Raw genomic sequence first — 23,503 nt, forward strand, 5'->3', positions numbered from 1 at the left:
AAACGCTCGGCTGGGAAACCCCAGCCGAGCGCCTGTCTAAACTGCTCGCAGCCTGATCAACCGACCACGTGTTGCAACGACCCCTCGAATTCGCCTTCGGGAGGGGCCTCATGCACGTCTGGGTCAGTCCTTCAGGATTCAGCCGCGGCGCCGCAGCGTGATCTCCGCATCGGCGTCGTAACCCTGGGTCCAGCTGCGTCCGGCGCCCGATTTCCAGGTGATGTGGGCCGTGGCCCCGTCGACCCTGACCGCTTCCACGGTCATGGCCCGGTCGCCGTCCCGCACATCGCCGCGACGCAGCTCCCCCGCCTTGACCGTCACGGGCTCAGCCGACTGCGCGCTCTCCACCTCGTCCGCCGCACGGGCGAGAGCCGCAGCCAGCTCCCGGGCCCGGGCAGGGGTGCAGATCAGTGAGAGCTCCCCCGACGGACCCGCTGCTCGGACCTCGACCCCCGCCCCAACGGGGGTCACGCCCAGGATCGCACCGCGTCCGTCGGTGTCCTCGATCCCACTCTTCATCGCTCTGCTCTCCCCTCGCCCGTCCCACGGCTCACTTCGGCCGGAGGCTCTCCGGCGGGCCCAGGTAGCTGGGCTTGAGGCCGCCGGTGCCGACCACCAGGTTCTGCAGCACCACCGTCGGGTCGACCATCCAGAATTTCAGCACATGCACACCGGCCCGGCCGATGTGGTGCACCGTACGGGTGCGGTTGACGTTGTCAGAGGTGTTGCGCGCCCACTGGACGTTCATGGTGACGTCGTCGGATCCCGTCACCGAGTTGTCTTGCGCATGACACATTCTTCTCCGTTGACGAAATCGAAAGTTTCGAAATCCTCCCCGTACATGCACCGGGGAGGCCGAGCTTCGGAACAGAGAGATTCAGCAGCGGGGACGACGTTCGGGAGCAGGGAGGTCGAGAAAGGCGAGAGATCGGGAACAGGGAGACGTGAGCCTGTTCCACGGGGAGGTTCAGGCCGGTTCGACCGAGGTGTCGCAGACCAGCCGGCGCCGGTGATCGACCGTGCGCTCCGGGCCGGTGAGCCGCAGTCGTACGGTCTGCCGCACGTCCGAGGCTGCACTGGATGTCGCCAGCCGCAGTTCGAGATCGCCGGGTTCGACGATTCGTCGGCCACCGATGCCGGTGAACGACACCAGGTCCGCGTGGAAGCGGAACCGGACGCGCCGGGCCTCTCCGGCGGCAAGCGGCACGCGGGCGTACCCGATCAGCCGCGATTCACAGTCCGGTCCGCGCAGCGGCCCATTCCGTTCGCGGTGGTCGACCCCGCCGGCGACCCGGGTGACGACGTCCCGTCGGCCGGAACGACGAACTGGCAGGGCGGACTGGCCGCCACCCGCCATCTGACCGGTCTCGGACACCGCCGGATCGGCGTCATCAGCGGTCCGTCCCGCATGATGTGCAGCCGCGCCCGCGTCGACGGCTACCGGGCGGCGATGGAGACAGCGGGGCTGCCCGTCGATCCCGATCTGGTCCGGGAGGGCGAGTTCTCGCACGAGGACGGCTACACCGCGGGGCTGGAACTCCTGCGGCTGCCCGAGCCGCCCACCGCCAATCTTCGCCGGCAACGATCTGCAGGCACTCGGCGTCTACGAAGCCACCCGCGAACTGGGCCTGCGGATCCCGGAGGACCTCAGCGTCGTCGGCTTCGACGATCTGCCGCTCACCCGGTGGATCGGGCCACCACTCACCACGGTGCGGCAGCCGCTCACCGAGATGGCAGAGACGGCGGCCCGGCTGGTTCTCGATCTCGGCCGGGGCCGGCAGCCCGCGACCACCCGGGTCGACCTCGCCACCAACCTGGTGGTGCGCAGCAGCACGGCGGCACCGGGCCACTGATACCCGTCCCGGCCTGCGGCCATGACCGGTGTGCGCGATGAGGTCGAGGCACCGCCCGAACTTTCGGGGGGTGGGTCAGGACGCAGACGTTGGCGCGGAAGGGCTGCGGGTCGGGCCGACCGAGTTCCCTTTCGTCGAACATGCGCGACCCACGATGAAGGCCGCAGCCTGACCCCGCACCGGCACTACACGTGCGACATTTTGTATGGATATAGCGGGTAAACAGGAGCTATGGGAGGCTTTGGCGGATATATTTCAAGGCTCCGACGATCGAAGCCTGGGTCTCGCACCCTGCTCGGCGTGCGCACCGTGGCCGGGGAAGTCCTGCTGCTGGAGCTGGTGCTCGTGGTGCTGCTCGTCGCCACGGCGGCGTTCTCGCTCGTGGTGCAGGGCCGGCGCGCCGCCGTTCACGAAGCCCAGACAGGTTCGTACGCCGTCGCCGAAACGTTCGCTCACTCCCCCGGCATCGTGGCGGCGCTGGACAGCCCTGATCCCACCGCAGTGCTGCAGCCGCTCACTGAGAAGATCCGGAAAACCACCCACGTCGATAGCGTCGTCGTGGCCGACACACACGGTATCCGCATCACCCACCCCGATCCCGCGCTGATCGGCAAGCACCTCACCGGCCCGTACAAGGAGGCGGTTCTCGGGCATGGCTTCACCCGTACCTTCACGGGGAGCCGGGGGCCCGCTGTGAACTCGGTGGTGCCCATACCGAGGGCCGACGGCTCGACCGCCGGCCTGGTGTCCGTGGGCATCACGATCAATAACGTGAACAAAATGGCCGACCGCGAACTGCCGGTGCTGGTCGGCGCCGCCGTGGCCGCACTTGCCGTCACCTCAGGCGGTGCGGCACTGGTCAGCCGACGTCTGCGGCGGCAGACGCGTGGCCTCGGCCCCGCCGAGATGACGCGGCTGTACGAGCATCACGACGCGGTGCTGCACTCCGTGCGCGAAGGTGTCCTCATCATCGACGGCGCCAGGCGGCTGCTGCTGGCCAACGACGAGGCCCGGCGGCTGCTGGGCCTGCCCGCGAACGCCGAGGGGCTTGCGGTGACAGATATCGGCCTGCCTCCTCAGCTTGCGGAACTGCTCGCCTCCGGCCGCATCGCCTCCGACGAGGTGCGCATGGCCGGCGACCGGCTGCTGGCCGTCAATCTGCGGCCCACCGACGACCGTGGCGGACCTGCCGGGACGGTCGCGACCCTGCGGGACACGACGGAACTGGCCGCACTCGCCGACCGGGCCGCAGAGGTACGGGAGCGGCTGCTTCTGCTGCACACGGCCGGTGCGCGCATCGGCACGACGCTGGATGTGACCCGGACCGCGGAGGAGCTGGCGGAGGTGGTGGTCCCCCGCTTCGCCGACTTCGCCTCGGTCGACCTCGCCGAGCCCGTGCTGCGCGGTGAGGAACCGTCGGTGCCGCGCGGCACCGTGCTGGACATGCGGCGTACAGCTGCGGCAGGCGTGCGCGCCGACCACCCCTTCTACCCGATCGGACGGATCGTCGGGTTCGTTCCCACCAGCCCGGCGGCCCTGGGAGTGATCCGTGGGCACACCGTGCTGGTGCCGGACCTGTCCGCCGAACCGGGCTGGCTGGGGGCCGACCCCGAACGGGCGGCGAGGATCATCACGTACGGTGTCCACTCCCTGCTCTCCGTTCCGCTGCACGCACGCGGTGCGGTCCTGGGCATGGCGAACTTCTGGCGCTCGGAGAATCCGGACCCCTTCGACGAGGACGATCTGACCTTCGCCGAGGAACTGGTCGCCCGGGCGGCCGTCTGTGTCGACAACGCCCGCCGCTACACCCGCGAGCACGAGATGGCGGTGACGCTGCAGCGCAGCCTGCTGCCCCACGGCCTGCCCGAACAAAATGCTCTCGACGTCGCCTACCGCTATCTGCCGGCTCAGGCGGGGGTGGGCGGTGACTGGTTCGACGTCATTCCGCTGCCCGGTGCCCGCGTCGCGCTGGTCGTCGGCGACGTCGTCGGGCACGGTCTGCACGCCGCCGCGACGATGGGCCGCCTGCGCACCGCGGTCCACAACTTCTCCGCGCTGGACCTTCCGGCGGACGAGCTCCTCGCTCGCATCGACGAAGTGATCGCGCGCATCGACCGGACGGAGAACGCCGACGGCGGGCGCGCGGAGATCACGGGGGCCACCTGCCTGTACGCCGTCTACGACCCGGTGGCCGGCACCTGCTCCGCCGCCCGGGCCGGTCATCCCGGTCCCGTCCTGGTGCTGCCCGACGGCACGGTGCAGTTCCCCGACGTGCCCGCAGGCCTGCCCCTGGGCATCGGCGGACTGCCCTTCGAGGCGGTGGAGCTGTCCCTGCCGGAGGGGAGCCGTCTGGTGCTCTACACCGACGGTCTCGTCCAGTCGCGCGAGCGGGACTTCGACACCGGACTCGACACGATGCGCGAAACGCTGGCCGGACAACACCGGACTCCGGAAGAGACCTGCGACGACCTGATCTCTGCGCTCCTGCCCACACCTCCGGGTGACGACGCCGTCCTCCTGGTGGCCGCCACCCACATCCTCGCCCCCTCCCGTGTCGGCGAATGGGACGTCGAGCCCGACCCATCGGCCGTTGCCGGGGTCCGCAAGGAGGTGTCCCAGTGGCTCATCGACCGGGGGCTGGAGGAAGAGACCTTCGCCACCGAGCTGATCCTCAGTGAGCTGGTCACCAACGCCATCCGCTACGGCCTCCCTCCCATCCGGGTCCGGATGCTGCACGGCCGCGCCCTGATCTGCGAGGTGTCCGACTCCAGCAGCACCTCACCGCATCTGCGCTATGCGTCGACGACGGACGAGGGGGGCCGCGGACTGTATCTCGTCGCCCAGTTCGCCGATCGCTGGGGCACCCGCTATACAGCCGAGGGCAAGATCATCTGGTCCGAACAGACACCGGGCGCGGGTGGGGCGCCGGCGTTCGAGTGGAACGACGAAGCTCTGGGTCTCTGAGCGCACCGTCAGGAGCGCCGTCGTCGGATGAACCGGCACCTCACGGTGCAGAAGTCGCGGCACAAGCCCGCCCGGGACGTGTGCCTTCCGGCCGTCCCCTCGAGCACAGCAACCTCGGCGTCCGGGGTCGCCGAATGCCGTATTCCGTTGAAGGTCACACGGGGTGTGTGTACGGTCGACCGGCATGACGCCCCCCACCCTGCACACCGCACGGCTGCGCCTGGAACCGTACGCACCTGCCGACGAGGACGATTTCGTGACGCTCTTCCAGGACACCCGGGTATCCCGGTGGATGGGGGACGGCCCCGCGGCGGAGACCGAAGACCGTGCCCTGTTCAGGCGGATCTTCAGCAAGGTGTACGCGCAGGATCTGTTCGACGTCTGGGTGGTGCGGCAGGACAGCCGGTTCGTCGGCCATGCGGAGATCAAGCCGTCGTCGGACGTGGATGGCCACGAGATCGTCTACGCGCTGGCTCAGGGCTCCTGGGGGCAGGGGCTCGGGACCGAGATCGCGCAGGCACTCACCGCGTACGGGTTCGCCACCCTCAAGCTGACCGAGGTGCATGCGACAGTCGCCGCAGAGAACACCGCATCGCTCGCCCTGCTGGACCGGATGGGCTTCCGGCACGTGCGGGACAAGACGGAGGACGACGGGAGCATTACCCGGGTCCTTACCGCGACCGCGGCCACGGACACTCAGCCGCGGTAGACATCGAGACGGCCGCATATCCCGAACTTTCCGTACGCCGAAAGCTGTTGGGCATGCACGCAGGCAGCCGCGAGATGGCTGCCGTCCCCCTGTGCCAGGGCGTCCAGCTGGTCACCCGTTGCCCGGGACGCGGCGGCGGCGCCCTGTTCCCAGCGCCCCCGCCAGTCGTGCGCCCGATGCCTCACGAGCGAGGCGGCCGCCCGGTGGAAGGCGGCGAGCGCCTCGGTGTCGCCCGCCTCCCCCGACAGCGTCGGGGCACCGACCCGGGTGCCGGATCGCCGCCCGCCCCCGCACTCGCCGTCCGACCTGCGCAAACGCCTACTCTGCGCGCCACTGTCAGTGGTCGGGTGCAGACTGGCCCTTATCCGTCACAAAGGCGTTTCGGGAGGTGTCGGCGATGTCCGACGTACTGCTCACTGTGGGAACCCGCAAAGGACTCTTCATCGGCCGCAGACGCCGTGGCACATGGGAGTTCGGCGACCCGCATTTCAACGCGCAGGCGATCTACTCCATCGCCATCGACACCCGGGGGCGGGCCCCCCGGCTGCTGGTCGGCGGGGACAGCGCGCACTGGGGACCCTCGGTGTTCCACTCCGACGATCTGGGCGCGACCTGGGTCGAGCCGAAGCAACCGGCGGTGAAATTCCCCCAGTTCACCGGGGCCTCGCTGGAGCGGGTCTGGCAGCTGCACCCGGCCGGGGCAGAGGCGCCGGATGTCGTGTACGCGGGGACGGAGCCGGCCGCACTGTTCCGCTCCGAGGACCGCGGGGAATCGTTCGAGCTGGTGCGCCCGCTGTGGGAGCATCCGACGCGCTCGAAGTGGGTCCCGGGCGGGGGCGGCGAGGGGCTGCACACGATCCTGACCGATCCGAGGGACGCGCAGGCGGTGACCGTCGCGGTCTCCACGGCCGGGGTGTTCCGCACCAAGGACGGCGGAGCGAGCTGGGCCCCGTCGAACAAGGGGGTGTCGGCGGTCTTCCTGCCGGATCCGAACCCGGAGTTCGGCCAGTGCGTCCACAAAGTCACCCGGGATGCGGTCGATCCGGACCGGCTCTATCTCCAGAACCACTGGGGTGTGTTCCGCAGTGACGACTCCGGGGACAACTGGACGGACATCGGCGGGGGGCTGCCCTCCGACTTCGGCTTCGCCGCGGCCGCGCATCCGCACCGGGCGGAGACGGCGTACATCTTCCCGATCAACGCGGATGCCGACCGCGTGCCGGCCGAGCACCGCTGCCGGGTGTTCCGTACGAGCGACGCGGGCAACAGTTGGGAGCCGCTGTCCGCCGGACTGCCCGAGGAGACGCATTACGGCACGGTGCTGCGCGACGCCCTCTGCACGGACGACGCCGATCCGGCGGGGGTCTATTTCGGCAATCGCAACGGCGAGGTGTACGCGAGCGGGGACGACGGGGACAGCTGGGAACAGCTCGCCTCGCATCTGCCGGACGTCCTCTGTGTACGGGCGGCAGTCGTCGGCGGTTGATCGCCCCGGTCGTATGAGCAGTAGAGTGCGGCCCGTGGCAGCACGACCGTTGAAAGAAATCATCGAGCCGGGATGGGCGCAGGCCCTGGAACCCGTGGCCGAACGCATCACCGCGATGGGCGACTTCCTGCGCGCGGAGATCGCCGCGGGGCGCACCTATCTGCCCGCAGGGCAGAATGTGCTCCGGGCGTTCCAGCAGCCGTTCGACGAGGTACGGGTCCTGATCGTCGGTCAGGACCCGTACCCCACACCGGGACATGCGGTGGGACTGAGTTTCTCCGTCGCGCCGGAGGTCCGGCCGCTGCCGGGCAGCCTGGAGAACATCTACCGGGAGCTTCACACCGACCTGGGGCTGCCCCGGCCGTCCAACGGCGATCTGACGCCCTGGACCCGCCAGGGGGTACTGCTGCTCAACAGGGCGCTGACCACGGCGCCCCGTCGGACGGCGGCGCATCGCGGCAAGGGCTGGGAGGAAGTGACCGAGCAGGCGATCCGGGCGCTGGTGGCGCGCGGAACACCGCTGGTGTCCGTCCTGTGGGGGCGCGACGCCCGCAATCTGCGGCCGTTGCTGGGAGAGCTCCCGGCGATCGAGTCCTCACACCCCTCCCCCATGTCCGCGGACCGCGGGTTCTTCGGCTCGCGGCCGTTCAGCCGGGTCAATGAACTGCTGGAGCGCCAGGGCGCCCGGCCGGTCGACTGGCAGATTCCGTGACCGCCGCCGCGGGGTCGTACGTCCTCGGAGTGGACTCGGGCGGTTCCGGGCTCCGGGTGGCGCTCGGCGCGATCGGGGCCGAGAAGCCGGTGGCGACGGCGGTCTGCGCCGAGCCGGTGCGGACCGGTCCGGCCGGGATCGATGCCGGACACCTGCTGGAGCAGTTGCTTCCCGCCGTCGACGAGTTGCGGGCGCAGGCCGGGAAGCGGGCGAAGACGGCCGCCGACTTGTCCGTCGTCGCCGTGGCGATCGGTGCCGCGGGCATGGCGACGCTCGGGGACCAGCTGCGCGCGGAGCTGCCCGCGGCGCTGGAGCGGGCGCTCGGGGTTCAGCTGCTGGCGCTGGCCGCCGACGCGGTGACGGCGTACGCGGGAGCGGTCGGGCAGCGGCCGGGAGCCGTCGTCGCGGGCGGCACCGGCATGATCGCGCTGGGGACGGATCTGACGAGCTGGCGCCGGGCCGACGGCTGGGGCCACCTCCTCGGCGACAGCGGCGGCGGTGCCTGGATCGGGCGGGCCGGGCTCGATGCGGCGATGCGCGCGCATGACGGGCGGCGCAGCGGTTCGGTCGCGCTGCTGGCCCGGCTGGAGGCGGTGTTCGGTCCGGCGCCCGAGCTGCCCGGTCTGCTCTATACGCGTACCGACCGCCCGGCACTGCTGGCCTCGTTCGCCCCCGAGGTCGCCGCGTGCGCCGGGGACGACCCGGTCGCCGCAGGCATTCTGCGGGACGCCGCCGGTCATATCGCGGAGGCGGCCGCCGCGGTGTGCCCGGAGCGCGGGGCGGCCGATGAGCCGTGCGAAGTGGCCCTGACGGGTGGCTTGTTCCGGATGGGCGATCCGCTCCTCGTACCCCTGCGTGAAGAGCTCGCCCGGCAACTGCCGCAAGCGCGGACGGTCCCCGGTTCGGGTGATCCGCTGACCGGTTCGCTGCGCATCGCCGAGGCACTGGCCATCGGTGATCTGCGGTTGCCGCTCCACCCGACGCTGCTGTGCGTACCCGCGTACGGGCCCGGGCGGGGGCGACCGTAAGGGGCGACAGAGCAGGGCAGTTGACCGGTAAGCCATTGATCGGATAAAAGCGGACAGATAACGCCCGACTGGACCCTCCCCGAACAGTGGGGCACCCAAAACCAGTAGCATGCGGCGCCATGAGCACCCCCGCTGGGCCCGCTTCCGGCCTGCCTGTACGAATGCCGCGACCTCGCCAGTCCGGACGGCACCGCCGCCCGGAGCCCGTGGTCGCGCCCGAGGGCGCTGCCGCGCTCGTTCTCGCCGTTCCCGGTACCCCCTCTTCGGCCACGCGCAGTCTGGCCGAAGAGGTGATCAGCATTGCCCGTTCCGAGCTGCCCGGTCTCAATGCCCGGATCGGTTACCTCGACGGCGACGATGCCGAGTACCCCACGCTCGTCTCCGTACTCGCGGATTCCGCCGCCGAGCGCATCGCGCGCTTCGAGCACGCGAAGGCCGCGGGCCGTGAGGTCGCCGAGCCCGAGGGCCCGGCCGCCGTCGTGGTGCCGCTGCTCGCGGGACCGGACAACGCCCTGCTCCGGCGGATACGCCAAGCCGTCATGGACAGCCGTGCACCGGTCGAGCTGACCGATGTGCTCGGCCCGCACCCGCTGCTCGCCGAGGCGCTGCACGTACGCCTCTCCGAAGCCGGTCTGGCCCGCGCCGACCGCGCCAGGCTGTTCACCGTGGCCACGGCCGCGGACGGGATCGTGCTGGCCACCGTGGGTGGCGAGGAGGCCGTGCAGGCCGCCGGGATCACTGGCATGCTGCTGGCCGCCCGCCTCGCGGTGCCGGTGATGGCCGCTGCTCTCGATGTCGAGGGTTCGGTCGCGTCCATCGCCGACCAGCTGAAGGCCTCCGGTTCGGTGCAGCTGGCCGTGGCGCCGTACCTGGTGGGCCCCGAGGTGACCGAGGGGCTGCTGGACGCCGCCGTGAAGGAGGCGGGCTGCGCGACGGCCGAGCCGCTCGGCGCGTACCCGGCGATCGGCAAGCTCGTCCTGTCGATGTACACGACGGCGCTCGGCATCGCCCCGGTGGCGCCGCAGGGGGCCCAGGCCCACTGACCTGATCAGCACGGATCAGCGGGGCCCGTACCGGACGTTCGACCGGTACGGGCCCCGCTGTGTCTGCTGTCTGCTGCGCCCTGGGGCCGGACGGTGGGTCGGGTCAGTCGAAGATCACGCAGGAGGCGGCAGGAGCCGTCAGGGAGCCCGTGTGGCGTGGGATGCCGGTGCTCGGGTCGACGGCGAACCAGCTGACGTTCCCGGACCGCTCATTGGCCACGTACAGCCACTGCCCGGTGGGGTCGAGGGCGAGGTCGCGCGGCCAGTGGCCACCGCAGCTCACGGCCGTGACCAGGGACGCCTTCTCGCCCGTCTCGTCGAGGGTGAGGACGCCGATGCTGTCGTGTCCCCGGTTTGCGGCCCAGAGGAACCGGCCGTCGCGCGAGACGACGAGCTCGGACGGGTGGACGACCGCGTCCGCGGCCACGTCCTCGGGCACGACGGTCGTTTCGCCGACCGGTGCGAGGGTTCCGGTGGCGGCGTCCCACCGGCAGACGGTGACGGTCGGTTCGAGTTCGTTCAGGACGTAGGCGTGGGTGCCTGCGGGGTGGAAGGCCAGGTGGCGCGGTCCGGTGCCCGGTCGCAGCGCCGTCTCGTCGTGCAGCCGCAGCGTGCCGGTGCTCGTGTCGAGGGCGCAGATACGTACGGAGTCGGTACCGAGGTCCACGCTCAGCACCCAGGCGCCCGACGGGTCAGCGAGCACCTGGTGGGCGTGCGGGGCCTGCTGGCGGGCCGGGTGCGGTCCGCTTCCCTCGTGCCGGAGCACGGAAGTGGCGGCGTCCAGCGATCCGTCGGCGCGCACGGGGAGGGCGGTGACGCTGCCGGAGCCGTAGTTGGCGGTGATCAGGTGTCCTCCGGTCAGCGCGAGGTGGGTGGGTCCGCTGCCGTCCACCGGCCGGATCCCGCCGAGCAGCCGCGGGTCGTCGCCGGTGATGTCGAGGGCGGCGGCCGCGCCGGACTCGGTCTCGCTGACCGTGTAGAGGGTGGTGGAGCCGGGGCCCAGGGCGAGATACGAGGGATCGGGGACGATATCCGTGGCGCCGAGGACGGTCAGCGCCCCGGTCTCCCGGTCCACGGCGGCGACGGTGACTCCCCGACCGCCCGCCGACGTGAACGACCCTATGAATGCCCGTCCCGCACCGCTGCTGCTCACTGCTTCTGCCCCTCTCCGCCGACTGATCATGACGGCTCGGGCCGCCGTGATCTTCCGGGGCGACGGTAGCAGTGCACCGTGTGCGGTCTAGACCAGGGCCGCGTCGCCGCCGCCTGCTGCCGCGGGTCGCAGGTCAGGCCGGGACGAGCGGGGCGCGGGGCGAGGTGCGCAGGGGCGCGGCGAGTTCCGCGAGGGCCAGCTCCAGGGTGTGCAGATGCGCGAGTGCGGCCTCGGCGCCGGGGTGGTGGTAGTGCGGCGCGTGTGCGGGCGCGGCGTTCAGTTCCGTACGGGCAGGTCCCGGCTGCGCCAGGGCGAGCACTGCGGCCTCGACGCGGCGGCAGGCCGCTCCGAGCCGGGCGTCGTGCGAGGCGTCGGGATCGGCGGCGACCGCGGCGAGACCACGCACCTCGCGGGCGCACAGGTCGAGCAGGGCGAGGACCTGGCGGGCGCGCGCCTTACGGGCCCGCAGCGGGTTGAGCGGATGCACCAGGGGGGCGAGCGAGAGCCGGACCCGGCCGAGCAGCGCCTCCAGTTCGGTCACCTGCGGACCGGGGTCGGCGGTCGGGGAACCGGCCAGACGGGCGGCAGCCCCGGCGGTGCAGGCGTGCACGCAGCGCAGTGCGCGCTGGATCCAGGCGTCGGTGGTCGCGTGGAGGGTGACGGGCAGTACGAGGAGGACGGCGAGCATCGAGCCGAGGGCTCCGGCCCCGGTCTCCGTGAGGCGGAGCACGAGCAGCCCCGGATTCAGGACGCCGAGCAGGCCGTACAGCAGTCCGGCCATCACGGTCACGAAGAAGACCATCCAGCTGTACGAGATGGCGGCGGTGTAGAAGATGCCGAAGACACAGACGGCGACGAGGGCCGCGGTGGGGACCGTGTCGCCGTGCAGCGGCACGGCGACCAGCAGCCCTGCGGCGATCCCGGCCACCGTGCCGAGGACGCGGCGGAAGCCGCGGACCAGCGTCTCGCCGCACGAGGCGGTGTTCACGAAGACCCACCAGACGGTGCCGACGGCCCAGTACCAGCGGTCGGCGGACAGCAGCTGCCCGATGCCGAGCGCGAAGGCACTGGCGGCGGTCGCCTGGATCGCCTGACGCGTGGTCGTCCGGGCCAGCCCGCGACTGCCCTGGAGTGCGGGTACAACGACGGGCGTGGGCAGCCGCCGTTCGTAGCACCAGGCGCCGAAGCGGACGGCCGAGGCGGTGATGAGCGAGAGCGCGACGGCGGCGTACAGCTCGGGCAGCTGGCCCGGTACGGCATGCAGGAACTGCGCCATGAAGAACGCCATGAACGCGAAAACCCCCAGGGCATGACCGCGGGGACCCCAGCGGCGCGCGTACACCCCCGCGCAGACGACGGCGAGGAACGCGGCGTCGCGCGCCAGGGGGTAGTCGTGCAGCGCCGTCGCGAGTGCCAGGACCGGGAATCCGACGACGGGCAGCAGCAAGGTGGTGAGCGCCTGGTCGCGGACCCGGGCGTCGGTGACCGTGAAGAGTGCAAGCAGAGCGGCGAGGCCGCCGGCGACGGCCGCGGGAAGCGAGTGACTGACCAGGCCCGAAAGGGTCACGGCCAGACCGATGCCGAGAACGGCCCGGGCCGAGCTGCGCAGCCGCAGCCGCCCCGGGTCCGGAGCCACCAACATCCGCTTCAGCACCGATTACCACTCCCTGTTCTGTCCGGGCATGAAAAAGGCGCCGCGGGATCCGCAGCGCCATCGACCGGGTTCATCAGAGCATCTCGCCACCATCTGGCTCAAGTCGAGCCGACACAGTTGCGCCATTGGCACAGCCCGATGCGCTTTCGATGTGCCAGGTGAGCGCCAATGGACCACGTCCTGCTGAACCATCGGGCCGAAGAAAGACCCTCCGGGCGCGACACCCCCCGGGTGACCGCAGCGCGCTGAACCGCCGGGAAGGTCAGCCGCGCTCGGGGGGTGTGCGGCGAGCGCCCAGGAGAAGCGGCAGGACGGCGGTCGCTACGGCGAGTACCGCGAAGCCCCAGGTCAAGGTGGCGGCACTGGCGACGGCGGCGACCAGCAACGGGCCTCCGGCGTCGCCGAGTTCACGTCCGAGTTCGGCCGTTCCCATGGTCTGGCCGAGCCGTTCCTGCGGGGTGGTACCCGCGAGGGCGGCGAAGCCGAGCGGAGTGATCAGCCCGGTTCCGGCCCCGATCAGCACGGCGGCCGACAGGACGCCGGGCAGGCCGGGCAGCATGGCGGTGGCCAGTCCGCACGCGGTGACCAGCAGTCCGGCCACCAGTCCCCCGCCGGCGCCGAGGCGCCCGTCGTCCAGGGCCCGCCCGGCCCACGGCTGCACGAGCGCGGCGCACAGGGCGAGGACGGAGACGGCCGCGCCGGTGGCCACCGGCGACAGACCGGCAGCCACCCCGGACACCGGCAGGAACCCGACCCCGACGGACAGCGCGGCGGTGGCGGCGGCCAGGGCCGCCACCGGCCGCAGAAAGGCACCGTCGGCCAGTCGCCGGACGAGTCCCAGGACGGTCTGACGGGTCTTGGGCAGAGGCGGGACGGCAGGTACCGCGAACGCGGCCCACAGGGCGACCGCGGCGGCCAGGGCTGCCAGCACCGCGAACAGCAGCATCAGGCCGCCGGCCCAGACCAGCACGCCGCCGAGCAGGGGGCCAGCGGTGTAGCCGATGCCCTTGAAGAATCCGTACGAGCCGAATGCGCGGCCGTGCCGGGCCTGCGGACTGAGGCGGGCCACCAGCGCGGAGGCGGCAGGTGAGAACGCGGAGGCGGCCGCGCCCTGTCCGAGGCGGGCGGCCCACAGCCAGCCGGGATCGCGGACCACCACGAAGACCGCGGAGGCGGCGGCGAACGCGATGAGCCCGCCGAGCAGCACCGGCCGGGCACCGATCCGGTCGGCGAGCGTCCCGAACACGGGCTTGAGCACCACCTCGGCCCCGTCGTACAGCGCGAGCAACAGCCCGAGGTACAGCACCGAACGCGTCAGGCCGGCATCGCCCTGGCCAAGGTTGGCCGCGACGCCGTGCGCGCCGAAGGCGGTGGTGAACCCGGCTGCGTACAGCGGCCACATCCGCCGCCGCGACCCTGCGGGCAGAAGCCTCGATTCCTGGGCAGGCCCGGGGGTCACGGCTCCCGCCATACCGCGACCCGGTGCCGGGACGGCTGCGTCGGCAGCCGCACGATCAGCACCACCCACGGCAGCGGGGACGCCGAAGACTCCTCACCCACCGAGCAAAAGTAACAGCCGTTACGTCATGAGGAGCGGGCGTCACGTGCCGGGCGCGACCTGCGTCGCGGGCAGGTGGCGACGGTGGGCCGGACCCTCCACGGCGACCGATGCGGCGAGCAGCGCGGCCAGTGACGCGAGGACGACGGCGACCGGGACGTGTCCGGTGAGCGGAAGCAGGAGGAGTGACGCCGCGGCGGTGAGGACGCGAATGACGACGACGGTGTCCCGCGCACCGAGGAAGGCGGCCCTGATCACGGCGGTCGAGACGAGGAAGAGGGCGACCCCGCCGCGGCGGAAATTTCCTGGTCGCCCCTCACCTGGGCATTCGGTCCGGGCCGGAACCCCTCGCGCGGCTCCCAAGGCAACAATCCGGACAACGTGACCGGTTACACGCTGCGCATCCCGTTGCGGTCCGAGCGCGGTTCGCCGCGCCCGAACCCCTCACCACCGACTCGCGCATCAAAGGCACTAGCGAATACGTGCCTTCATTTCGAAGGCCATCAAGTGAACTCAGGCGCTGAACCATCAAGTTGTCAATAAGAGGCTAACCCCCATTCAATCTACGAATACCGCCAGCCATGCACCTGACGGCAACGAATTCCGTAGGTAATAGGTGGTTGACGTGACGGATCCAACAGGTTTCCATGACGCGCCGGGAGCAGACGAAACCAACAGCGCAGCAAGCCATGGAGGCGATAGCGCTCCCGCAGTCACCCGTCACACCCAGTCGATCGGAACCGCTCCATGACCGACATGCTCAGCCAGCCCGTCACCTCCGGCACCGCACCGGCGGAGGCCGATCCCCACGGCCAGGACGGCCCGCGCACTCTCAAGCGTTCCATCGGCGTCGTCGGAGGAACCCTGCTGACCCTCTCCTGCGTGACGCCCGCATCCACGCTCTTCGTGGTCGTGCCCGACCTGTTCGGCGACCTCGGCTCCGCCACCGCGCTCACCATCGCCATCGGTTCGCTGCTCTGTATCGCCGTGGCGTTCTGCTACTCGGAGCTGGGCACCATGATCCCCAGCGCGGGCGGCGAGTACGCCATGGTCACCACCCTGACCGGTCGGCTGGCCGGGTGGCTGGTGTTCGTCCTGTCTCTGCTGGTCGTGATGATCGTCCCGCCCGTGATCGCCATGGGCACGGCGGACTACCTCGCTCCGCTGGTCCACATCCCGGCCGAGGCCGCCGGGGCCGGAGTCATGGTGCTCGCCACGCTGGCCGGTCTGCTGGACCTGCGTGCCAACGCCTGGATCACCGGCGTCTTCCTGGTTCTCGAAGTCATCGCGGCGGCCGTCGTCGCCGTGCTCGGCTTCGCCCACACCGAGCGCGGCGCGGGCAGCCTGATCCATGGTGTGGTCGCGAGCGACAGCGGGGCGTCCCGCCCGGTCACCGCGATGCTGGTCGTCTCGGGTCTGGCCATCGCACTCTTCATCACCCAGGGCTTCTCCACCGCTGTCTACCTCTCCGAGGAGCTGGAGAACCCGCGGCGCAACGTCGCCCGCACGGTCCTCGCCACCCTGGCCATCTCGACGGCCGTCATCCTCGTCCCGGTGGTCGCGATCACGATGGGCGCACCCGACCTCGCGGCGCTCACCTCCGGTGACATCAGCGGCATGGTCACTGCCTGGAGCAACTCGGCCGTCGGTACGTTCGTGAGCCTCTGCGTCGCACTCGCGATCATCAATGCTGGCATCGTCATGGTCATCCAGAACTCCCGGGTGCTGTTCGCCTCCGCCCGGGACAAGGCGTGGCCCGAGCCGGTCAACAACGCCCTTGCCCGCCTCGGCCGCTTCGGTTCGCCGTGGGTCGCCACCCTGGTGGTCGGAGTTCCCGGCGCAGCACTGTGCTTCGTCAACCTCGACACCCTGTACGGCGTGACCGGCGTCTCGGTCACCGGCATGTACCTGCTGGTCGCCGTCGCCGCACTCGCCGCCCGCCGCACCGGCCACAAGGACCTGCCCGCCTGGCGGATGCCGCTCTGGCCGGCGGTGCCGGTGGCACTGATCGTCGTACTCGTCTACATCCTCAGCCAGCAGGAGGCCACGTACCTGCTGTGGACCGGCGGCATCATGGCGGCGGCCACCCTCTACTGGGCCTTCTACCTCCGCCCCCGCCGCGACACCCGCTGGCTGGTCACCCTCCCCGAGGATGCCCGTCCCTGACCCCACGTGGACGGGCCCATGCCCGCCCACTGGGCCGTTGGTACAGTCGGAGTCCGTATCAGCAGACCAGGAAGAGGCCGACGGACCATGGCGGTGGACGCGCTCGACACCCGCATCCTGCGGCTGCTCATCGAGCAGCCCCGGACCAGCGTGCGGGAGTACGCGCGGATCCTCTCCATCGCCCGGGGCACCGTACAGGCCCGCATCGACCGGCTGGAGCGAAACGGTGTGATCACCGGTACGGGCCCGGTCCTCTCCCCCGCCGCGCTCGGCCACCCGGTGCTCGCCTTCGTCCATCTGGAGGTCACCCAGGGGCATCTGGACGAGGTGGGCGAGGCCCTCGCCGCCGTGCCGGAGATCGTCGAGGCGTTCTCGACCACCGGCGGCGGGGATCTGCTGACGCGGGTCGTGGCCCGCGACAACGGGCACCTGGAGGATGTGATCCAGCAGCTGATCCAGCTGCCCGGCGTGGTGCGGACCCGTACCGAAGTGGCCCTGCGCGAGCGGGTTCCGCACCGGCTGCTGCCGTTGGTCCAATCCATCGGCCTGGCCACGGCCGGACCGCCGAACTGACCACCGCCTTGGCATGCTGGGTGCCATGAGCACTCGGCCCACCCCTGCCCTTTCGGTTCGATCTCGACGGCACACTCGTGGACAGCGAGCCGAACTACTACGAGGCGGGGCGCCGGCGCCTCGCCCGTCACGGCGTGCCGGACTTCACCTGGGAGCACCACACCCGGTACATCGGGATCAGCACCCGCGAGACGCTGACGGCGCTGCGGGCCGAGTACGGGATCGCGACGCCCGTCGACGAACTCCTCGCCGGCCAGGACGCTCTCTATCTGGAGCCGGCGCGATCCTCGACGGAGGTGTTCCCCGAGATGCGGAAGTTCGTGGAACGGCTGCATCAGGAGGGGATCGCGACGGCCGTGGCATCGGGTTCGTCCCGGGCCGCGATCGAGGCGGTGCTCGCGGGCACCGGACTCGGCGCGTACGTCACGACGTATGTCTCCGCCGACGAGGTGGCGCTCGGGAAACCGGCGCCGGATGTGTTCCTGAAGGCCGCACGACGGCTGGGCGCCACGCCCGGCGACTGCGTGGTGCTGGAGGACGCGGCGCCGGGCGTGGCGGCAGCGCATGCGGCGGGCATGCGCTGCATCGCGGTCCCCTATGTGGCGTCGACGGCCGACAATCCGACGTTCACCACGGCGGGGCTGCTCTTCCACGACGGTCAGGGCGAGTTCACGGCGCAGACTGCGTACGACTGGCTGGCCGGAGCTCAGCCTTCCTGATCTTGCCGGTGGCGGTCATCGGGACGTTCTCGACGAGCTCGATGCCCGGCACCTTGTATGCCGCCATCACCCCGGCCGCCCACTCGCGCAGAGCATCGGCGACGCCGACGGCCATCCCGAACAGCGGGTCGCCAGGCTTCGCGCCGGGGAAGGGAGCGCCCTCCGCTCCCCCACCGACGACCGTACGGAGTCCGGGGAACACCAGGAAGTAGCGGTTCCGCACCCGCACTTCGCCCTCCCCCGGCCGCGGCAGGGACTTCTTCCGGCGCGGCTGCGCGGTACCTCGGGCACGATGCTGGCCGCGCTGCTCGCCAGCCTGCTCCTCGTGGCCGTCGGCGCGACGTTGCCGGCGCTGAGCCGCATACATCGACATGTTCCTGATCGGTGATCAGACCTCGTTGCTGGGTGTGCTGTTCGCGGCAATGGCGACCATGGTGGCCCTCACCGTTGCACTGACCTGGCTGCAGCAGGCGAACCTGCTGCGCGGTCACATCATCTCCTCCACGCTCAGCAGCGCCCGGTTCTTCCGGCATCTGCTCCGGCTGCCGGTCACCTTCTTCGCCCAGAGCAGCCCCGCCGACCTCGTGCAGCGACTGCAGTCCAACGACGTCGTGGTCGAGACCCTGGCTCGCGACCTCACGGCCGTCGGCGTGGACGGCGTCGTCGTACTGCTCCATGCGGTCCTGCTGTGGACGTACGACCCGCAGTTGACGGTCATCGCGAGCAGTGATCCCGCAGCATCTCACCGAGCACGATCGCCTGACCCACGGTGGGCCGCATCAGGAACTTGTACGCACGGATCACCCAGCCCACCCCCTTCGGCTTTCCTGATCAACATAGTGGGCCCCACCGACAACGGCGCAGATCACTCCGGCGCTCCGCGCCTCCGCTCCAGGGATCGCATTCCCTCCCGGCGTAAACCGCCGGAATTCCCCGCGAAGATCAAGAGATGGAGCGCGGAACGCTGCTCTGCGGGGCGACGGCGCTGCGGCAGCTCGGAGACCGTATCGACCGTCGCACGGCCCGGACCGTGTTCAAGGTTTCCGGTTTGGAGTAGGGGTCCTCCGGGCCCGCCGTCCCGTCGTCACGGTCCCCCGCTGCATGCCCGGCGACCGGGACCCTCTACGGTGTCGCTGCACGTGTGGGGTGATGATGACGGCTGTGAGGGGAGACCGGCGGATGCGACGCGCTGGACGTGGGTTGTTGATCACGGGGGCCGTACTTGCCGTCCTGGGGATCGTGCTGACCGCGGGGGCGCTCTGGACCGTCAGAAGCGGCTACACGACGGTCACGCTCAGGAGCGAGTCCATGGAGCCGACATACGCCCCGGGTCATCGGGTCCTCATCGCGAAGACCGGTGGCGAGAAGACGCGGAGGGGCGATGTGGTCCTCTTCAGCATGCCGAGCCGTTACGGGGGCGAGGCCGTGATGAAGCGTGTCATCGGACTCGGAGGCGACCATGTGGTCTTTGACGGGACCCGGTTGACCGTCAACGGGACACCGCTCAAGGAGCCGTATCTGAAGGGGGCGGAGGTCGACGGCGGGCACGGCCCGTACGACGTGAAGGTTCCGGCCGGGCGGATGTTCCTCCTCGGCGACAACCGTGGGAACTCCAACGACTCGCGCTACTTCTCCGGCGAGGACTCCGGAACCGTGCCCGTGACGGCAGTGCGGGGCCAGGCACTTGACGATGCCACCGTGCCGATGGTGCTGGGCCTCGGCGCCATACTCGGTGTGGTTCTCGCCCTCGCGGGTGCCGTCTGTGCGCTGGTGGGCGGGCTGACACGGCGGCGCCGGGCAACGGTACCCCCGCCCTTTACCGGGTACGCGGGTGCCGGATATACCGCTCCCGGGGGTCCGCCGCCCTTCCAGCGCCCCTGACGCGCGGCGCCATGTGACACCCGGCCCTCAGCGTTCGGCGCCTCGCACCGCCGCGCCGAGGCGGCGGGCACCCTCGGTCAGTTCGGCGGGGTCCGCCGCGGCGGCGAAACCCAGGCGCAGGTAGGTGTCCGGCGGTTCGGCCGGGTAGTAGCGGCGGCCCGAGTCGACGACCACACCGTGCGCCCGCGCCGCCTCGGCGACCGCGAAGTCGGAGTATCCCGGCGGGAGTTGGATCCACAGGTGCAGACCCCCCACCGGCAGCCCGGCCACATCCCAGTCGGGGGTCTCGCTGGCCAGCGCACCGGCCAGCACCGCGCAGCGTTCCCGCAGCGCGGTGGACAGGGCGCGCAGGTGCCGCTCCCAGGCGGGTGTGCTGACCAGTTCGACGGCGGCTTCCTGCAGCGGCCGTGCGATGAAGAAGTCCTCGACCATCCGCATCCCCTGCAACCGTCGCATCACCGGGCCGCGGGCGATCACGGCTCCGATGCGCAGGCTCGGCGACGCGGGTTTGGTCAGTGAGGTCAGCTGGACCACGGTGCCGTCCGGGTCGTCGGCGACGAGCGCGCGGGGTACCGGCCGGCCATGGCCGAGGTTCCGGGCGAAGTCGTCCTCGATGAGGAAGGCGCCGGCGGCGCGGGCCACGTCCACGACCTGGCGCCGTCGTGCGGGCGCGAGCACCGTGCCGGTCGGGTTGTGGAACGTCGGCTGGCAGTACAGCAGTCGGGCTCCGGTCATGGCGAAGGCGTCGGCCAGCAGATCGGTGCGGATGCCGTCGCTGTCCATCGGGACGGGTACCGGCCGCAGCCCTGCGGCCCGGGCGGCGGCCAGCGCCCCCGGGTAGGTCGGCGACTCGACCAGGACCGGGCTGCCCGGTGCGGCGATCGCCCGGAACACCATGGACAGGGCGCCCTGGCCGCCGCCGGTGACGAGCACGTCGTCCGGGCTCACATCGGCGCCGGCCTGGCGGGCGAAGATCGCGCGCAGTGGTGCCAGGCCCATGGCCGGGGCGCGGTGCCATGCGTCCGGGCGCCGCGCCGCGCGAGCCAGCGCGGCGGCCAACGCCCGGGTGGGCTGGAGCGTTTCGTGCAGATAGCCGCCGGCCATCGCGATCGCACCGTCGGGGGCGGGGTCCGACGGCCCGTCCACGAGGGGTGCGTCGAGATCGCGTCCGGCCAGGGCCACCGCCTGCCAGGAGGTGTCCGGTACATCGGTCTTCGAACGCACGGGGCGCGCGGCCACGTAGGTGCCGCTGCCCGGTCGTGTCACCACCGCTCCCTCGGCGGCGAGCAGGGCGAAGGCACGCGACACCGTGACGGGGCTGACCACATGACGGCTGATCAGATCACGGCTGCTGGGCAGCCGGTCGCCGGGGGCGAGCCGCGCAATCTCCGCGCGAAGGATCGCCACCACCATCGCAGTACTGCTACTGTCAGACATGAAGGTAGACGATAGCGCTTCTGCACTCCGTAAGGAACCGCTCCTCGACATCGCGGCCCTGCGGGCCGACACTCCCGGCTGCGAGTCAGTGATCCACTTCAACAACGCCGGTGCCGGTCTGCTGGCCCGCCCCGTGCTCCGGACGATGCTCGACCACCTCGAACTCGAAGCGAACATCGGCGGTTACGAAGCCGCCGACGCGCGGGCGGAACAGGTCCGCGACTTCTATACGGCGATCGCCGAGCTCATCAACACCGGACCCGGGAACATCGCCTTCGCCGGCAGCGCCACCCACGCGTACAGCAACGCCCTCTCGGCCATCGACTTCCGGCCCGGCGAGACCATCCTGACCACGCGCAACGACTTCATCTCCAACCAGATCGCGTTCCTGTCGCTGCGCAAGCGGTACGGCGTCGAGATCGTGCACGCACCCGACCACCCGGACGGCAGCGGCGTCGACGTGGCGGCGATGGCAGCGCTCATGCGGTCCCGGCGCCCACGGCTCGTCGCGGCGACGCACGTCCCCACCAACTCGGGCCTCGTCCAGCCGGTCGCGGAGATCGGGCGCCACTGCCGCGAGCTCGGCCTGCTGTATCTCGTCGACGCCTGCCAGACCGTGGGCCAGTACGGGATCGACGTCGAAGAGATCGGCTGCGACTTCCTTACGGCGACGTGCCGCAAGTTCCTTCGTGGACCGCGTGGTTCGGGATTCCTCTACGTCTCCGACCGGGTCCTCCGGGACGGGTACGAACCCCTCTTCATCGACATGCACGGCGCCCGCTGGATCGAGCCCGGCACCTACCGGCCGGCCGACACCGCCGCCCGGTTCGAGGAGTGGGAATTCCCGTACGCGACCGTGCTCGGTTCCGCGGCAGCGGTGCGCTACGCACTGCAGGTCGGCCTGGAGCCGGTCTCCCGCCGCACCCCCGCGCTGGCCGGGCGGCTCCGTGACCGGCTGGCGTCCATCCCGGGCGTGCGCCTCCTCGACCGGGGTGACGGACCCGCGGCCCTCGTCACCTTCGCGATCGAGGGCTGGCAGCCGCAGCCGTTCAAGGAGGCAATGGACACCCGCGGCATCAACTCTGCCCTGAGTTTCCGCGAGTTCGCCCAGTTCGACTTCGCCGACAAGGACATCACCTGGTGTCTGCGTCTGTCGCCGCACTACTACAACACCGAGGACGAGGTCGACGCGGTCGCCGACACCGTCACCGAACTCGCCCGTCGTCACCCGGCAGGCATCTGATGGGGCATCCGCCCGTGGCAGCCGATCCGGAGGCGCCGGCCTGTCCCCCGGCGGAGAGCCTCTGGCGCAACGGAGACTTCCTCAGGTTCTGGTTCGGCGAGACCCTTTCGCTGCTCGGCACCCAGGTGACCAACCTCGCGCTGCCCCTGACCGCCATCCACGCCTTCCACGCAGGCGACGAACAGGTCGGGCTGCTGCGGTTCCTGCAGCTCGTCCCCTATCTCGGCCTCGCCCTGCTCATCGGGGTGTGGACCGACCGGGCCCGGCGACGGCCGGTCATGCTCGCCGCCAACCTCACCAGGATGGTCCTGCTCGCCCTCGTACCGGTCCTGTACTGGCTGCACGCTCTCGACCTGACCGCCCTGCTGGTCATCGCCTGCGCCATCGGCGTCGCCTCGGTGGTGTTCGACGTGAGCTGGATGTCGTACGTCCCCGTCCTGGTGAAGAGCCCGGCCCACTATGTCGAGGCGGGCGCCAAGATGGGCATCAGCTCGTCCTCGGCGGAGGTGGCCGGTCCCGGGATCGCCGGCGTTCTCGTCTCGGTGCTGTCCGCGCCGGCAGCACTGATCGTGGACGCCTTCTCGTACGCGGTCTCCGTGGTCTCGTTGCTGCTGATCCGTACCCCCGAACCACGCCCCCAACAAGCCGCGAAGCGGCACGTGGGGACGGAGCTCGGCGACGGTCTGCGCTGGGTTCTGCGCGACAGGATCCTCCGGGCGCTGGCGCTCATCGGGTTCTGCTGCAACTTCTCCATGATCACCGTGTGGACCATGTTCCTGCTGTACGGAACCCGGGACCTGCACCTCGACTCGAAGACCCTCGGCGGCATCCTCGCAACCGCTTCCGTGGGAGGACTGATCGGCGCGGCGATCTCCGGGCGCGTCATCGGACGGTTCCGGCTCGGGCGCGTCTATCTGGTCGCGCAGTCGGCGCTGCTGCTGGGCCCGACGCTGATCGTGACCGCTGCCGGACCCCGCCCGGTGATGATCGGCATGTTCGTCCTGTCCTTCTTCATCACCTACCTGGGCCTTGGCGTGGCGGGCGTCATCATCGTCAGCCTGCGGCAGACCAGTACGCCGCAGTCGATGATGGGGCGGATGACCGCGGTGTTCCGGACGCTGCTGTTCGGTGGCGGCGCCCTGGGCGGTCTGTCGGCCGGTCTCCTGGCCGGCGCCATCGGTGCCAAGGGCGCTCTGACCGTGGCCGCGATCGGCTCCGCCGCCGTGGTGATCGGGCTCGTCGTCTCACCGGTCAGCAGACTGAGCAGGCTGCCGTCGGCGGTTTAGGGAGGAAGCTGCTGAGACAGCCACGCCCGGAGAGCCGG

Annotated in this window: 18 protein-coding genes and 5 pseudogenes; 14 read left to right on the forward strand and 9 right to left on the reverse strand. The window is 70.9% G+C overall.

Translation table 11 applies throughout. The features are described from left to right. Positions 1 to 138 precede the first annotated feature (138 nt). The 3 genes and pseudogenes from ACWD6R_RS28515 to ACWD6R_RS28525 form a co-directional block, all read right to left on the reverse strand. Positions 139 to 519 carry a hypothetical protein gene (locus tag ACWD6R_RS28515; RefSeq protein ID WP_451821323.1) on the reverse strand — a complete coding sequence of 127 codons (381 nt, stop codon included), beginning with the start codon at positions 517 to 519 and terminating at the stop codon, positions 139 to 141. Between the two features lie 31 nt (positions 520 to 550). After that, a pseudogene (locus ACWD6R_RS28520) lies at positions 551 to 769 on the reverse strand (hypothetical protein); the annotation flags it as partial. A gap of 198 nt (positions 770 to 967) precedes the next feature. Beyond that, positions 968 to 1,234, reverse strand: a pseudogene (locus ACWD6R_RS28525) (fibronectin type III-like domain-contianing protein); the annotation flags it as partial. A gap of 36 nt (positions 1,235 to 1,270) precedes the next feature. Between ACWD6R_RS28525 and ACWD6R_RS28530 the strand changes: the two are divergent. The 3 genes and pseudogenes from ACWD6R_RS28530 to ACWD6R_RS28540 all read left to right on the forward strand — a co-directional run bounded on the left by ACWD6R_RS28530 (position 1,271) and on the right by ACWD6R_RS28540 (position 5,526). Further along, positions 1,271 to 1,853: pseudogene (locus ACWD6R_RS28530) on the forward strand (substrate-binding domain-containing protein). A gap of 231 nt (positions 1,854 to 2,084) precedes the next feature. After that, positions 2,085 to 4,817 carry a SpoIIE family protein phosphatase gene (locus ACWD6R_RS28535; RefSeq protein ID WP_451821324.1) on the forward strand — a complete coding sequence of 911 codons (2,733 nt, stop codon included), beginning with the start codon at positions 2,085 to 2,087 and terminating at the stop codon, positions 4,815 to 4,817. A 184-nt stretch (positions 4,818 to 5,001) separates the two neighbouring features. Next, positions 5,002 to 5,526 (forward strand): GNAT family N-acetyltransferase, encoded by a 525-nt coding sequence (locus ACWD6R_RS28540; protein WP_451821325.1) that lies wholly within the window; start codon positions 5,002 to 5,004, stop codon positions 5,524 to 5,526. Here the strand turns inward: ACWD6R_RS28540 and ACWD6R_RS28545 are convergent. After that, a pseudogene (locus ACWD6R_RS28545) lies at positions 5,514 to 5,765 on the reverse strand (cupin); the annotation flags it as partial. The gene ACWD6R_RS28540 and the pseudogene ACWD6R_RS28545 sit on opposite strands and share 13 nt — an antisense overlap. A gap of 158 nt (positions 5,766 to 5,923) precedes the next feature. On the opposite strand from ACWD6R_RS28545, the gene ACWD6R_RS28550 reads away from it, so the two are divergent. From ACWD6R_RS28550 to ACWD6R_RS28565, 4 genes are all read left to right on the forward strand, one after another. Beyond that, on the forward strand, positions 5,924 to 7,012 hold the full coding sequence (locus ACWD6R_RS28550) for a WD40/YVTN/BNR-like repeat-containing protein (protein WP_451821326.1): 1,089 nt from the start codon (positions 5,924 to 5,926) through the stop codon (positions 7,010 to 7,012). A gap of 34 nt (positions 7,013 to 7,046) precedes the next feature. Beyond that, positions 7,047 to 7,724 carry a uracil-DNA glycosylase gene (locus ACWD6R_RS28555; RefSeq protein WP_451821327.1) on the forward strand — a complete coding sequence of 226 codons (678 nt, stop codon included), beginning with the start codon at positions 7,047 to 7,049 and terminating at the stop codon, positions 7,722 to 7,724. Next, positions 7,721 to 8,752: an N-acetylglucosamine kinase gene (locus tag ACWD6R_RS28560; protein ID WP_451821328.1), complete on the forward strand. Its 1,032-nt coding sequence runs from the start codon at positions 7,721 to 7,723 to the stop codon at positions 8,750 to 8,752. The genes ACWD6R_RS28555 and ACWD6R_RS28560 overlap by 4 nt, the downstream gene beginning before the upstream one ends. A gap of 119 nt (positions 8,753 to 8,871) precedes the next feature. Continuing rightward, positions 8,872 to 9,795, forward strand: coding sequence for a sirohydrochlorin chelatase (locus ACWD6R_RS28565; RefSeq protein ID WP_451821329.1), 924 nt, complete (start codon positions 8,872 to 8,874; stop codon positions 9,793 to 9,795). 103 nt (positions 9,796 to 9,898) lie between these two features. On the opposite strand, the gene ACWD6R_RS28570 is transcribed toward ACWD6R_RS28565, so the two are convergent. From ACWD6R_RS28570 to ACWD6R_RS28585, 4 genes are all read right to left on the reverse strand, one after another. Continuing rightward, a complete protein-coding gene (locus ACWD6R_RS28570) occupies positions 9,899 to 10,948 on the reverse strand; it encodes a lactonase family protein (RefSeq protein ID WP_451821330.1) in 1,050 nt (349 codons plus the stop codon). A 133-nt stretch (positions 10,949 to 11,081) separates the two neighbouring features. Continuing rightward, a complete protein-coding gene (locus ACWD6R_RS28575; RefSeq protein ID WP_451821331.1) occupies positions 11,082 to 12,602 on the reverse strand; it encodes an FUSC family protein in 1,521 nt (506 codons plus the stop codon). A gap of 262 nt (positions 12,603 to 12,864) precedes the next feature. After that, a complete protein-coding gene (locus tag ACWD6R_RS28580) occupies positions 12,865 to 14,004 on the reverse strand; it encodes an MFS transporter (RefSeq protein WP_451821361.1) in 1,140 nt (379 codons plus the stop codon). A 198-nt stretch (positions 14,005 to 14,202) separates the two neighbouring features. Next, entirely contained in the window at positions 14,203 to 14,523 is a 321-nt protein-coding gene (locus tag ACWD6R_RS28585) for a hypothetical protein (RefSeq protein ID WP_451821332.1), read from the reverse strand. 384 nt (positions 14,524 to 14,907) lie between these two features. Here ACWD6R_RS28585 and ACWD6R_RS28590 point away from each other — a divergent pair, with 384 nt between their 5' ends. The 5 genes and pseudogenes from ACWD6R_RS28590 (at position 14,908) to lepB (ending at position 19,499) form a co-directional block, all read left to right on the forward strand. Then, entirely contained in the window at positions 14,908 to 16,326 is a 1,419-nt protein-coding gene (locus ACWD6R_RS28590) for an APC family permease (protein ID WP_451821333.1), read from the forward strand. A gap of 87 nt (positions 16,327 to 16,413) precedes the next feature. Beyond that, positions 16,414 to 16,899, forward strand: a complete 486-nt coding sequence (locus ACWD6R_RS28595; RefSeq protein WP_451821334.1) for an Lrp/AsnC family transcriptional regulator — start codon at positions 16,414 to 16,416, stop codon at positions 16,897 to 16,899. Between the two features lie 77 nt (positions 16,900 to 16,976). After that, positions 16,977 to 17,618, forward strand: coding sequence for an HAD family hydrolase (locus tag ACWD6R_RS28600; protein WP_451821335.1), 642 nt, complete (start codon positions 16,977 to 16,979; stop codon positions 17,616 to 17,618). A 259-nt stretch (positions 17,619 to 17,877) separates the two neighbouring features. Next, a pseudogene (locus tag ACWD6R_RS28605) lies at positions 17,878 to 18,337 on the forward strand (ABC transporter transmembrane domain-containing protein); the annotation flags it as partial. 481 nt (positions 18,338 to 18,818) lie between these two features. Then, the gene (gene lepB / locus ACWD6R_RS28610; protein ID WP_451821336.1) at positions 18,819 to 19,499 is read left to right on the forward strand and encodes a signal peptidase I; all 681 of its coding nucleotides are present in this window, start codon (positions 18,819 to 18,821) and stop codon (positions 19,497 to 19,499) included. 27 nt (positions 19,500 to 19,526) lie between these two features. Here lepB and ACWD6R_RS28615 read toward each other — a convergent pair whose 3' ends face one another. Then, positions 19,527 to 20,936: an aminotransferase-like domain-containing protein gene (locus tag ACWD6R_RS28615; protein ID WP_451821337.1), complete on the reverse strand. Its 1,410-nt coding sequence runs from the start codon at positions 20,934 to 20,936 to the stop codon at positions 19,527 to 19,529. Here ACWD6R_RS28615 and ACWD6R_RS28620 point away from each other — a divergent pair. Further along, positions 20,935 to 22,179: an aminotransferase class V-fold PLP-dependent enzyme gene (locus ACWD6R_RS28620; protein ID WP_451821338.1), complete on the forward strand. Its 1,245-nt coding sequence runs from the start codon at positions 20,935 to 20,937 to the stop codon at positions 22,177 to 22,179. The two genes, ACWD6R_RS28615 and ACWD6R_RS28620, sit on opposite strands and share 2 nt — an antisense overlap. Further along, positions 22,179 to 23,465, forward strand: coding sequence for an MFS transporter (locus tag ACWD6R_RS28625; RefSeq protein WP_451821339.1), 1,287 nt, complete (start codon positions 22,179 to 22,181; stop codon positions 23,463 to 23,465). Before ACWD6R_RS28620 ends, ACWD6R_RS28625 begins: the two co-directional genes overlap by 1 nt. Positions 23,466 to 23,503: the final 38 nt, after the last annotated feature.

This window comes from Streptomyces sp. NPDC005151 (genome assembly GCF_053599875.1).